Source organism: Stenotrophomonas sp. 21LCFQ19, assembly GCF_056861425.1.
This window is the reverse complement of sequence record NZ_JBSPUF010000021.1, coordinates 15863-27567: the sequence shown is the minus strand read 5'-3', so window position 1 is coordinate 27567 and position 11705 is coordinate 15863. Positions and strand designations below refer to the sequence as shown.

At 63.5% G+C, this 11705-nt stretch carries 10 protein-coding genes; 8 read left to right on the top strand and 2 right to left on the bottom strand.

What is annotated here, in order from left to right; translation table 11 throughout:
• Nucleotides 1-141: 141 nt before the first annotated feature.
• Complete coding sequence (locus tag AC13FW_RS18635) at nt 142-2718, top strand: M14 family zinc carboxypeptidase (protein WP_482990061.1); 2577 nt, start codon at nt 142-144, stop codon at nt 2716-2718.
• A 582-nt stretch (nt 2719-3300) separates the two neighbouring features.
• Here AC13FW_RS18635 and AC13FW_RS18630 read toward each other — a convergent pair.
• A complete protein-coding gene (locus AC13FW_RS18630; protein ID WP_282266803.1) occupies nt 3301-4704 on the bottom strand; it encodes a DEAD/DEAH box helicase in 1404 nt (467 codons plus the stop codon).
• A gap of 15 nt (nt 4705-4719) precedes the next feature.
• Here AC13FW_RS18630 and AC13FW_RS18625 point away from each other — a divergent pair, with 15 nt between their 5' ends.
• The 3 genes from AC13FW_RS18625 (at nt 4720) to maiA (ending at nt 6812) form a co-directional block, all read left to right on the top strand.
• Entirely contained in the window at nt 4720-5013 is a 294-nt protein-coding gene (locus AC13FW_RS18625) for a hypothetical protein (RefSeq protein ID WP_482990060.1), read from the top strand.
• A 64-nt stretch (nt 5014-5077) separates the two neighbouring features.
• Nucleotides 5078-6067 carry a fumarylacetoacetate hydrolase family protein gene (locus AC13FW_RS18620; RefSeq protein WP_482990059.1) on the top strand — a complete coding sequence of 330 codons (990 nt, stop codon included), beginning with the start codon at nt 5078-5080 and terminating at the stop codon, nt 6065-6067.
• 88 nt (nt 6068-6155) lie between these two features.
• Nucleotides 6156-6812, top strand: coding sequence for a maleylacetoacetate isomerase (gene maiA / locus AC13FW_RS18615; RefSeq protein ID WP_482990058.1), 657 nt, complete (start codon nt 6156-6158; stop codon nt 6810-6812).
• A gap of 258 nt (nt 6813-7070) precedes the next feature.
• Here maiA and AC13FW_RS18610 read toward each other — a convergent pair whose 3' ends face one another.
• On the bottom strand, nt 7071-8201 hold the full coding sequence (locus AC13FW_RS18610; RefSeq protein WP_282266812.1) for a PilT/PilU family type 4a pilus ATPase: 1131 nt from the start codon (nt 8199-8201) through the stop codon (nt 7071-7073).
• Nucleotides 8202-8298: 97 nt separating this feature from the next.
• On the opposite strand from AC13FW_RS18610, the gene AC13FW_RS18605 reads away from it, so the two are divergent.
• The 4 genes from AC13FW_RS18605 to AC13FW_RS18590 all read left to right on the top strand — a co-directional run bounded on the left by AC13FW_RS18605 (nt 8299) and on the right by AC13FW_RS18590 (nt 11664).
• On the top strand, nt 8299-8685 hold the full coding sequence (locus tag AC13FW_RS18605; protein WP_282266814.1) for a DUF4398 domain-containing protein: 387 nt from the start codon (nt 8299-8301) through the stop codon (nt 8683-8685).
• On the top strand, nt 8685-9566 hold the full coding sequence (locus AC13FW_RS18600) for an OmpA family protein (protein ID WP_482990057.1): 882 nt from the start codon (nt 8685-8687) through the stop codon (nt 9564-9566). The genes AC13FW_RS18605 and AC13FW_RS18600 overlap by 1 nt, the downstream gene beginning before the upstream one ends.
• A 328-nt stretch (nt 9567-9894) precedes the next feature.
• On the top strand, nt 9895-10113 hold the full coding sequence (locus AC13FW_RS18595; protein ID WP_282266820.1) for an HP1242/YdcH family protein: 219 nt from the start codon (nt 9895-9897) through the stop codon (nt 10111-10113).
• 180 nt (nt 10114-10293) lie between these two features.
• A complete protein-coding gene (locus tag AC13FW_RS18590; RefSeq protein WP_282266825.1) occupies nt 10294-11664 on the top strand; it encodes a pyridoxal-phosphate dependent enzyme in 1371 nt (456 codons plus the stop codon).
• The last annotated feature ends 41 nt before the right edge of the window (nt 11665-11705 follow it).

Below are 11705 nucleotides of genomic sequence, written 5' to 3'. Positions count from 1 at the left end.
TGCTGTCGGCCCCCCCCCCGGGGGGGGGGGGGGGGGGGGGGGCCCCCCCCCCCCCCCCCCCGCCCCCCCCCCCACTACATGCTTCGCTTTTCAATTTGAAGTTTGGCAACAACGTTCATGCAATAGGGGAGTGCTACACCCATGTCGTTCCGCTTTAAACGTCTGCTGCCAGTCTTGTTGCTGGCAACACTCATCAGCCTGTCTCCGGCCCATGCCCAGAACCGCTACTACTTCCCCACCGCGCAGCAGTTCGATGCGAAGGTGCCTTCACCGCAGCAGTTCCTCGGCTACGAAATCGGCAGTCGATACACCAGGCATGATCAGCTGGTGGCCTACTTCAACGAACTGGCGCGGGTCTCGGACAAGGTCAAGGTCGAAGTCATCGGTCAAAGTTACGAGCAGCGCCCACTGCTGCTGGTGACCATCACTTCGGCACGCAACCACGCGCGCAGCGCCGAGATCGCCGCACAACGGCAGGCGCTGATCGATCCCGCACAGCCCTTGCCCGGCGCCGATGCACCGGCAGTGGCCTGGCTGGGTTACAGCGTGCACGGCAATGAAACCTCCAGCGGTGAAGCTGCGATGCTCACCGCTTACTACCTGGCCGCCAACCAGGATGCGGAAACCGCGCGCTGGCTGGATCAGGCTGTTGTGGTGATCGATCCTGCACAGAACCCGGATGGACGCGACCGTGCCGCCAACTGGCATAACGCCTGGGGTTCGCGTCCGCCATCTGCTGATCCGGCCGACAAGGAGCACGTCGAGCCGTTCCCGAGTGGTCGCGTCAATCACTACTTCACCGATCTCAACCGCGATTGGCTGGCGTTGGCGCAGACCGACAGCTGGCCGAAAGTCGCGCAGTTCCATCGCTGGTATCCGAATATCCAGATCGACTTCCATGAGATGGGCAAGGACAGCACCTATTACTTCGAGCCGTCACCAAAGAGCATGGAAAGCCCGCTGCTGCCCAAGTCTTCGTACGAGGCGAACAAGTGGCTGGCACGTTTCCATGCCAAGGCCCTGGATGATCTTGGCTCGCTGTATTACACCGGCGAGAACTTCGACAACTTCTCGCCGATCTATGGTTCGACCTATCCGGATTTCCACGGTGCGGTAGGTGTGACAGTGGAGCAGGCAAGTTCGCGCGGCCTGGTACAGGAATCGGTGAATGGCCCGCTGCATTTCAACTTCACCGTCCGCAACCAGGTAGCTACCGGCCTGGCCAGCGTGCGTGGCGTGGTGGAAGACCGTGATCGCCTGTTCGCGCTGCAGAAGGAGTTTTTCCGCAGCGCCTTGAAGCAGGCAGCTGCCTATCCGGTGCACGACTGGGTGTTTGGTGATGCTGCTGATGCCACGCTGACCCGCAAGCTGCTGGCGGTACTGTTGCAGCATCGCATCGAGGTGCATGCGCTGGCGCGCGATGTGGAAGTGGATGGCAAACGCTTCCAGGCCGGTTCGGCCTACGTGGTGCCGGCGCGGCAGCCGCAGTTCCGCCTCGCCCATTCGATCTTCGAGTTCACGCCGGCAGTGAAGGGCGATGTGTTCTACAGCGGCACCTCGTATGCAGTGGCTCCGGCGTATGGCCTGCGCTATGCAGGTAGTCGTGGTGCCTTGCCGAGCGGTGCGGCGGTGGATGCGGTGCCGACGGCACAGGGCGGTATCAGCGGAGGCCGTGCGGGTTTTGCCTATGTGGCCGATGCACGTGACTTTGGCAGCTTCCGCCTGCTGGGCGGTCTCCTGCGCGACAACGTGCGTGTGCGCACCGCGCACCAGCCGTTCACTGCGGCTACGGCGAACGGCGATGTGGCGTTCGGTCATGGTGCGGTGGTGATTCCAGTTGCGGGCCAGGCCGTGGACGCCGAATCGTTGCGGGCCAAGGTGCTGGCACGTGCGCAGGAAGCCGGTGTCACGGTTTACGCCTTGGCCAGTGGTCGCGCTGCCAGCGGTATCGACCTGGGCAGCGACAATGTGCGCGTGCTGCGCACGCCAAGCATTGCGCTGGTGATGGGCGAGGGTGTGTCCGCCACCGAGATTGGTTCGACCTGGTTCTCGCTGGATACTTCGCTGGGCTTGCCGTCGACCAAGCTTGATCCTGTGCAGCTGGCCAGCGTTGATCTGGCGCGCTACACCTCGATCGTGCTGTCCGGCGGTACCTATGCAAACGTCAGTGATGCCGGTGTGGCTGCGCTCAAGCGTTGGATTGCCGCCGGTGGTTCGCTGGTGGTGTATGGCAGCGGCGCGCGCTGGGCGATCGACAAGGGTCTTGCCGAAGCCAAGCTGCGCGAAGGCGACAAGAAGGATGAGGCGGAGCGTCTGGATTTCGGTACGGTGCGTGATGTGTTCGCGCTGGGCCGGGTCAGCGGCAACATCCTGAGCGCTGATATCGACCCGACCCATCCGCTGGGTTTTGGTGTGCAGCAGCGGCGCATCTGGGTCAACAAGGAAGGCGGGTTGGTGTTCGAGCCGGTGAAGAACGCCTTCCTCAACGTGGTGAACATCGACCGCGAGCCGGTGGTGAATGGCTATCTGTCCGATGCGAATCGTGCGCGGGTGTCGGGTTCGAGCTATCTGCAGGTGGTGCCGACCGGGAGTGGCAACGTGGTGTTGTTTGCCGACGATCCGGCGCACCGCAAGTATTGGCATGGCACCGAGCGCTTGCTGCTCAATGCCTTGCTGCAGGCGAACCACCTGAGTACCCCGCGTCAGCGCGGGGAGTAACAACGCGCCTGAGACCAGGGTCCCTCTCCCGTTCGCGGGAGAGGGGTTGGGGTGAGGAGCGGTGCGCAGCACCGTGCTGTTTTGCTTTTCTCGGCCATGCAGCGGTTGTCGCAAAAGCCCAAAGCCGCCCTCATCCGCCCCTGCGGGGCACCTTCTCCCGTAGACGGGAGAAGGGATTTGCCAAAGCCAAAGCCAAAGCCAAAGCCAAAGCCAAAGCCAAAGCCAAAGCTAAAGCTAAAGCTAAAGCTAAAGCTAAAGCTAAAGCCAAGGCCAAGGCCAAGGCCAAAGCCAAAGCCAAAGCCAAGTATCAAAATGAGAGCTCAATGCCAACGCGCTTGGCCACCGCTGGTTGAGGCGTGCACGGTGTCTGAGTTTCGATGTGGCGATGACGGACCTTCCCTTCTCCCGCCTGCGGGAGAAGGTGCTCCGCAGGAGCGGATGAGGGGAGCTTTTAATCCCCTTCCGGCCGTTGCTCGAGGTCAACGGCAATAGCTTGCCACTCAACATCGCAAAAACCAGAAAGGCCGACGCAATGCGTCGGCCTTTCTTTGCAACTCATCTCATCCCAACTACAAGTTGGAATCAGGCGCTGGTACGGCTCTGGCCACGGCCGCCACCACCGCCACGACGCTGACCACCACCCGGGTGCGCATCACGACGCTGCTGGCCATTGCCGGCATTGCGCTGGCCGCCCGGCTTCTGCGGCTGGCCGCCACGGCCGCCGCGCGGTGCATCGCCGGTCGGGCGGCGTGCGGCATGGCCGCCGTTGCCGCGACGCGGTGCCTTGTGGCCGCCCGGATGCTCAGCCTTGCCCGGTGCGCTGTTACCCCAGCGAATCGGGGTGTGCGGCTCAAAGCCCGGCACGTCACGGATGTCCATGTCGCGGTCGAGCAGACGCACGATCTGGCGCAGCAGCTTGGCTTCGTCCTGGGCAACCAGCGAGACAGCCTCACCGGTCGAACCGTTACGGCCGGTACGGCCGATACGGTGCACGTAATCTTCCGGCACCATCGGCAGGTCGTAGTTGATGACCTTCGGCAGCTCGTTGATGTCGATGCCGCGGGCAGCGATATCGGTGGCCACCAGCACGGTCACGCGTCCGGCCTTGAAGTCAGCCAGTGCGCGCAGGCGCTGGCCCTGGCTCTTGTTGCCGTGGATCGCCGCGGTCTTGATGCCGGACTTCTCCAGGAAGTCGGCCAGCTTGTCGCAGCCGTGCTTGGTGCGGCCAAACACCAGCGTCTGCACGCGGGAGTCCTTGGCCAGCAGGTGCAACAGCAGTTCACGCTTGCGCGCGCCATCCACCGGGTGCACGCGGTGGGTGATGGTCTCGGCGACGGTGTTCTTCGGCGTGACCTGGATCTGCTCCGGGTTGTGCATGAACTCCAACGCCAGCTGCTTGATGCTGTCCTCGAAGGTGGCCGAGAACAGCAGGGTCTGGCGGTTCTGGCGCGGCAGCTTGGCGAGGATGCGCTTGATCGAGGGCAGGAAGCCCATGTCGAGCATGCGGTCGGCTTCGTCCAGCACCAGGATCTCGACGCCGGACAGGTCGACGCTGCGACGCTCCAGGTGGTCGATCAGGCGGCCCGGGCATGCGACCAGCAGGTCGACGCCACGGCGCAGCATGTCCAGCTGGTTGCCCATGCCGACGCCGCCGTAGATGCAGGCGCTGGGGATGCGCAGGTACTTGCTGTAGCCACGCAGGCTGTCATGCACCTGGGTTGCCAGTTCGCGGGTCGGTGCCAGCACCAGGGCGCGCGGGCGACGCGGGCCATTGCCCACGCTCTGCGGCGAGGTGGCCAGGTGCTGCAGCAGCGGCAGGCCGAACGCGGCGGTCTTGCCGGTACCGGTCTGGGCGCCGGCCAGCAGGTCGCGGCCGTCCAGCGCAAGCGGAATGGCCTGCTCCTGGATCGGGGTCGGGTTTTCATAGCCCTGCTCGGCGAGCGCGCGCAGCAGGAAGGGCGCAAGGCCCAGGTTTTCAAACGACATGGAGTACTCCGAAACATGAAGAACGCGCGCCCGCAGGGGCTTGCGTTGCTGATCATTGAAGACCAGCTGATCTCGGAGCGTTCCCGTAAACCGCGCTGCAAGATCTGGGATGCAACCAACGCGGTGCGCTGGCTGGAATGCGTGACGATAGGCGTCGGAGTGGGGGCGGGCGGGCGGATGGGCCAGATGGCCGCTGATCCTGCACCGCCGGCGATCCCTGAGGGAAACGGACGGCCGCTGGCAGACCGCGATAGTCTAAGGGATTGTTTCGGCTGGCACAAAAACGCCCGTTCAGCATTCGCTTGGTGAGGCTGGTGGTAGCTGGCTTATTCATTACAATTGAAACTTATTTCTCCGCAGACTGGACACTCCCATGAAGCTTGGTTCCCTGAAGGAAGGCGGCCGCGACGGCACCCTGATCGTGGTTTCGCGTGACCTGACCCGTGCGGTGCGGGCCGCTGGCATTGCCGCCACCCTGCAGCAGGCGCTGGAAGACTGGTCGAATCTGGCGCCGCGACTGAACGCGCTGTCCGAGCAGCTCAATGCCGGCGCCGTGGAAGGCGAGTTTGCCGTGGACATGCAGGCGCTGGCCGCGCCGCTGCCGCGCGCCTACGAATTCGTCGATGGCAGCGCCTACCTGCCGCACGTGGCGCGGGTGCGCAAGGCGCGCGGTGCCGAAGTGCCGGAAAGCTTCTATACCGATCCGCTGATGTACCAGGCCACCAGCGCCGGCTTCTACGGCCCGCGCGATGCAGTGAAGGTGATCAGCGAGGACTACGGCATCGATCTGGAAGCCGAGATCGTGATCATCACCGACGACGTACCGATGGCGGTGACGCCGGAGCAGGCTGCCGGTCACATCCAGTTGGTTGGCCTGGTCAATGACGTCAGCCTGCGCAACCTGATCCCGGGCGAACTGGCCAAGGGCTTCGGCTTCCTGCAGTCCAAGCCGCGCTCGGCGCTGAGCCCGGTGTTCGTTACCCCGGACGAGCTGGGCGCTGCGTGGCAGGACAGCAAGCTGCACCTGCCGCTGGTCACCCACATCAATGGCAAGTGGTTCGGCGCGCCGGAAGCCGGCGTGGACATGCAGTTCAACTTCGCCCAGCTGGTTGCGCACGCGGCCAAGACCCGTCCGCTGACTGCAGGTGCCGTCGTCGGCTCGGGCACCATCGCCAATGAAGACACCGCACTGGGCGCGTCCTGCTTCGCCGAACAGCGCACGGTCGAAACCCTGCGTGACGGCAAGCCGTCGACACCGTTCATGAGTTTTGGTGATGTGGTGCACATTGAGATGCTGGACCGTGACGGCGTCAGCATTTTTGGTGCGATTGAACAGCGCATCGAACAGGCTTCGCGTCCCTGAAAGACAGTTGGCGCGTTGGCCGTGCTGGTGGTGAAGGAATCCTCACCGCCAGCCGTTATTGTGGTGGCAGGTGATGGGGGAATCTGACATGGAAGCAGGGCTGACGCTCTACAGTTATTGGCGCTCGAGTGCCGCTTATCGCGTGCGTATCTGCTTGAACCTGAAGGGCTTGGAGTACGCACTCACACCGGTGCATCTGGTGCGTGATGGCGGTCAGCAGCATGCGCCCGATTACGCCGCCTTGAACCCGCAGGAGCTGGTGCCGACGCTGCGTCACGGCGAGCGCGTACTGACCCAGTCGCTGGCGATTCTTGAGTACCTGGAAGAAGTCTTCCCCGAGCCTGCCCTGTTGCCGGCCGATGCCGGTGGCCGTGCACGCGTGCGTGCATTGGCGCAGCAGGTCGCCTGCGACATCCACCCCTTGAACAATCTGCGGGTGATGCAGTTCTTCGATCGCGAATGGAACGTGCCGCAGCCCGAGCGCGACGAGTGGACGCTGCACTGGATGCGCACCGGTTTTGCCGCGCTGGAGACCATGCTGGCAGGTTCGTTCGACACCGGCCGCTATTGCCACGGCGCAGAGCCCGGTCTGGCCGATTGCTGCCTGGTGCCGCAGCTGTACAACGCCCGTCGTTTCCACCTGGACCTGACGCCGTATCCAACCCTGCAGCGGATTGAAGAGGCCTGCCTGGCGCTGCCGGCATTCGACGCAGCCCGCCCGGAAAACCAGGTCGACGCGGTCTAGCAGGGCTGGTGGTTGTAGGAGCGGCGCAAGCCGCGACGCTGACATGCGATGTAGGAGCGGCGTAAGCCGCGAAGCCGGCATTGCATCCGAAGCAGCAGATCACCCACTGCTCGACGAAGCTAGAGCCCGGATCCATCAGTGGCTTCGCGGCTTACGCCGCTCCTACAAAAGCCACGGCAGTCAGGATTGGCTCATGGCTGCAGCAGCACAGACAGAAAGCCCCGCAATGCGGGGCTTTCTGTTGCATGAACCACCAGCTCAGAACCCGTGCGTGATTGCCGCCGGTGCCGATACCGCGAAATCCGCATACGGATCATGCTCGCCGCTGCCACCTTCGGAGAGGCGGAACTTCAGCGCCAGGCCATCGCGCGAGTCGGCGGCGCGCAGCGCTTCCTCCTGCTCGATGATGCCGTCCTTCACCATCCGGAACAGGCACTGGTCGAAGCTCTGCATGCCTTCTTCCAGCGAGTCTTCCATTGCCTGCTTGATGGTGTGCACCTCGCCGCGGCGCAGCAGGTCGCGGATCATCGGCGTGTTGATGAGCACTTCGGTTGCGGGGCGGCGACGGCCGTCCTTGCCCTTGACCAGGCGCTGCGACACCACCGCGCGCAGGTTCAGCGACAAGTTCATCAAGACGTTCTTGTGCGCGCTTTCCGGGAAGAAGTTGAGGATGCGCTCGATGGTCTGGTCGGCGTTGTTGGAGTGCAGCGTGGCCAGGCACAGGTGCCCGGTCTCGGCGAAGGCGATAGCTGCCTCCATGGTCTCGGCGTCGAGGATTTCGCCGATCAGGATCACGTCTGGTGCTTCACGCATCGCGTTCTTCAGTGCGTTGTGGAAGGCGTGGGTATCCAGGCCGACTTCGCGCTGGTTGACGATGGACTGCTTGTGCTTGTGCAGGAATTCGATCGGGTCCTCGATGGTGAGGATGTGCCCGGTCGAGGTGCTGTTGCGGTGGTCGATCATCGAGGCCAGCGAAGTCGACTTGCCCGAGCCGGTCGAACCGACCACCAGCACCAGCCCGCGCGGGGTCATGATCACGTCCTTCAGCACCTGCGGGAGGTTGAGTTCCTCGATGCTGGGGATGCGGCTCTTGATCGCACGGATGACCATGCCGACTTCACCGCGCTGCTTGAACACGTTGACGCGGAAGCGCCCGGCGTCGGCCAGGGCGATGGCCATGTTCAGTTCCAGGTCGCGCTCGAACTGCGGCACCTGGCCTTCGTCCATCAGCGAGTAGGCGATTTTCTTGACCATGCCCGGCGGCAAGCCGGTATTGCCCAGCGGGTACAACTTGCCTTCAATCTTGATGTAAACCGGCGCTCCGGTGGTCAAAAACATGTCCGAAGCGTTTTTTTCGGTCATCAGCTTCAAGAAATAGCCGATATCCATGCGAAATTTTCCCCAACAAACGGCGGCGTGCCGTTGCAAGCACGCCTCAGGCTTGACCACAATGGCCGTGCTCAGTCACCCAAGCAACGGCTCCCCAATGAAATCTAGCTTCGCACAATTAAGACGATTCCTGTGTGCTACCGCCTGCACATTCGTGCTATGCGGCAGTGCTTTGGCGCAGGATCCGGGCGCAATGGAATTGCTTGCCGCACAACAGGCCGTCGAGAAGGCCGACCGTGCCGACGCCGATCAGTACGCGCCGGACACGATGGCGATGGCCCGCCAGCAGCTGGGCCAGGCCCAGCAGGCAGCAGGCGACCGACGGCAGCGCAAGCAGGCACCGATCCTGGCGCTGCGCGCTGCAGCCGACGCCGATCTGGCACGTGCGCAAAGCGAGGAAGCCGTTGCACAGGCCCAGCTGGCCCAGCGTAAGGCCGAGGTTGCACAGCTGCAACGCCAGTTGGCGACAGGGGAGGGACGTTGATGCGGATCAGGAATCTGGTGGTTGTCGGCCTGTTGGCCATGCCCTTGCTGGCGCTGGCCGCGGAAGACCCGGCGGTGGCGTCCTTGAACCAGCGTCTGCTGGTGCTGCAGTCCGACATGGCCACGGCCGACGTGGCCTCGTTCGAGAAGCTGCAGGCACAGCAAGCCATCGCGGCGCTGGCCAAGGCCAAGCGCAAGGAGCTGGATGACGCCCGTTACCTGGCCGAGCGTCGTGTCGCGATTGCCGAGGCAGCCAGCCGCGCGGCGTTGGCGCGCCGTGAGGCCGACGAACTGGAGCGCACCCGCAGCGAGTTGCTGATCGAGGCCAGCCGCCGCGATGCTGCCCGTGCCCGTCAGGAAGCCGAACAGCTGCGGGTACAGACCCAGATCCAGGCCGAGGAGGCCGAGCGCCTGCGCCTGGCGGCCGAAGCCGAGACCTTGGCCCGGCAGGACGCGGAGACTGCGTTGACCAGCGTCGCCGGTCGCCAGCAGGCGCGTTTGAGCTCGGCCCAGCAGAACGCGGCCAAGCTGGCCCGCGAGGAAGCGGAGCTGGTGTCCGGGCAGAAGTTGCCGGCCTCCAAGTTCGATGGTCGTGGCGAGATCTACACCTTCAGCGGCGATGCGTTCGCGGCTGGCCAGGCGGCGCTGTCCGCCGCTGCCGGCAACCAGGCCAAAGCGCTGGCCGAGTACCTGAACATCGGCAAGAAGGGCCGGGTCACCATCGAAGCCTATGACAGCGCCAATGGCGTTGGTCAGCGACGTGCGCAGGCGCTCAAGGACGCGCTGGTGGCAGGCGGCGTGGCGGCCAACCGCATCCAGGTGACGGGTAAGAAAGCAGCCTCTACCCGGGCCCGTTCAGCGGAAGTTATTATCGCGCCGTGACAAACTTAAATAGCTGAACTTGTTAGGTTTTTGTCATTCGCGTGAGGCTGAATGCGGATCGGTTTGAATATTCAGTAAACGTTTCCGCATAGCCCTTGCCGGAACCTTTTTGCAGGCGTAGGGTCAATTGTCCGGGCGGCACTTTCGTCGTCCGGACAACGGAGGGCCGAGCCGGTGCAAGCGTGGCGCGAACCAGTAACCGATAGCTCCTGGCAGGTTGGCCGGAGGACGGTTGGTGGTGCCACGGTGAGCGGCTTGGCTTTCCAATCCAGCAACGCCCCGTGCCGCCAGGCCGGGGCGTTCTTGTTTCTGCATGAAGGAGGTAGTCATGTTCGAAGGGCAGCCGCAGAGTGAAATCGACGCATTGGCCAAGGCCAACCCGGAGTTCAAGCAGCTCTACCAACAGCACAAGAAGCTGAACAAGAAATGCATGGACGCGGAGCTGGGTGTGCTCCCGATTGACGGGGCAACCCTGGGACAGATGAAACGGGAAAAACTGCTGGCCAAGCAGAAGCTCCTGCGGATTTACGAAAACAGTATCAACTGAACCTTCCCCACGCTGGACCGTTTATGTCGCGGACCGTGGCGGCCTCCTCGTCGGCCGTCATTGTCCGCGTCACTTGGCAGTGTTGGCCTGCTGCCTGAAGGTGGGGTTACCTGACTTTCGCGCACAACCAACGGATAATCATCGGTCCGGCCGCAGTGCGGCGCGATCTGAAGTCAACCGATGCCCATCCATTCCTCCATCCTCGAACTCATTGGCAATACGCCCATCATCAAGGCCCAGCGCCTGGATGCCGGCGTCTGCGAGCTGTACCTCAAGATGGAGAGTGCCAACCCGGGTGGGTCGATCAAGGACCGTATCGGCCTGTCGATGATCGAGGCCGCCGAGAAGCGTGGCGATCTCAAGCCCGGCGCTACGCTGGTGGAAGGCACCGCCGGCAATACCGGCCTGGGCCTGGCACTGGTGGCGCAGCAGAAGGGCTACAAGCTCATTCTGGTGGTGCCGGACAAGATGAGCCGGGAGAAGATCTTCAATCTGAAGGCCATGGGCGCCGAAGTGGTGCTGACCCGTTCGGACGTGGCCAAGGGCCACCCGGAGTACTACCAGGACCTGGCCAAGACCGTCGCGGACCGTACCCCGGGCGCCTACTTCATCAACCAGTTCGGCAATCCGGACAACCCGGCTGCGCACGAGTTCGGCACCGGCCCGGAGATCATCGAGCAGATGGGCGGCGACCTGGACGCCATCGTGTTCGGCTGCGGCAGCTCCGGCACCATGACCGGCCTGTCGCGCGCCTTTGCCAAGCTTTCGCCGAAGACCGAGCTGGTGCTGGCGGATCCGGTTGGCTCGATCCTGGCCGAGTACATCAACGACGGCACGCTGAACGAAAAGTCCGGCAGTTGGCTGGTCGAGGGCATCGGTGAGGACTTCCTGCCCGATATCGCCGATTTCAGCCGGGTCAAGAAGGCTTACGCCATCAGCGATGCCGAGAGCTTCCACACCGCGCGTGAGCTGCTGGGCAAGGAGGGCATCCTCGGTGGCTCGTCCACCGGCACCCTGCTGGCCGCGGCGCTGAAGTATTGCCGCGAGCAGACCACGCCGAAGAAGGTGCTGGTGCTGGTGCCGGATACCGGCAACAAGTACCTGTCCAAGATGTACAACGACTACTGGATGCTGGACAACGGCTTCCTCGAGCGCCCGCAGTTCGGCGACCTGCGCGACCTGATCCTGCGCCCGTACAGCCAGCGAGACACCGTTGTGGTGGGTCCGAAGGACCTGCTGACCACTGCCTACCAGCGCATGAAGCTGTACGACGTGTCGCAGTTGCCGGTGATGGATGGCAGCCAGCTGGTCGGCATCATCGACGAAAGCGACGTGCTGCTGCACGTATATGGCGATGAAGCCCGTTTCCGTGATCCGGTGTCGGTGGCCATGGTCAGCAAACTGGACCGTTTGGACGTCAAATCGCCGATCGAAGCCCTGCTGCCGGTGTTTGACCGCGGCCAGGTGGCCATCATCACCGATGGTGACGCATTTCTCGGTTTGATCACCCGTATCGATCTGCTGAACTACCTGCGTCGCAGGGTTCAGTGAGTCTCGCGGGCACCTCTTGCGGGTGCCCAGCCTGAAAAATC

Coding starts and splice junctions, on each gene's coding strand:
- AC13FW_RS18595 (WP_282266820.1), top strand. CDS start 9,895: ATGTTCGAAGGGCAGCCGCAGAGTGAAATCGACGCATTGGCCAAGGCC.
- AC13FW_RS18610 (WP_282266812.1), bottom strand. CDS start 8,201: ATGGATATCGGCTATTTCTTGAAGCTGATGACCGAAAAAAACGCTTCG.
- AC13FW_RS18620 (WP_482990059.1), top strand. CDS start 5,078: ATGAAGCTTGGTTCCCTGAAGGAAGGCGGCCGCGACGGCACCCTGATC.
- AC13FW_RS18590 (WP_282266825.1), top strand. CDS start 10,294: ATGCCCATCCATTCCTCCATCCTCGAACTCATTGGCAATACGCCCATC.
- AC13FW_RS18635 (WP_482990061.1), top strand. CDS start 142: ATGTCGTTCCGCTTTAAACGTCTGCTGCCAGTCTTGTTGCTGGCAACA.
- AC13FW_RS18605 (WP_282266814.1), top strand. CDS start 8,299: ATGAAATCTAGCTTCGCACAATTAAGACGATTCCTGTGTGCTACCGCC.
- AC13FW_RS18630 (WP_282266803.1), bottom strand. CDS start 4,704: ATGTCGTTTGAAAACCTGGGCCTTGCGCCCTTCCTGCTGCGCGCGCTC.
- maiA (WP_482990058.1), top strand. CDS start 6,156: ATGGAAGCAGGGCTGACGCTCTACAGTTATTGGCGCTCGAGTGCCGCT.
- AC13FW_RS18600 (WP_482990057.1), top strand. CDS start 8,685: ATGCGGATCAGGAATCTGGTGGTTGTCGGCCTGTTGGCCATGCCCTTG.
- AC13FW_RS18625 (WP_482990060.1), top strand. CDS start 4,720: ATGAAGAACGCGCGCCCGCAGGGGCTTGCGTTGCTGATCATTGAAGAC.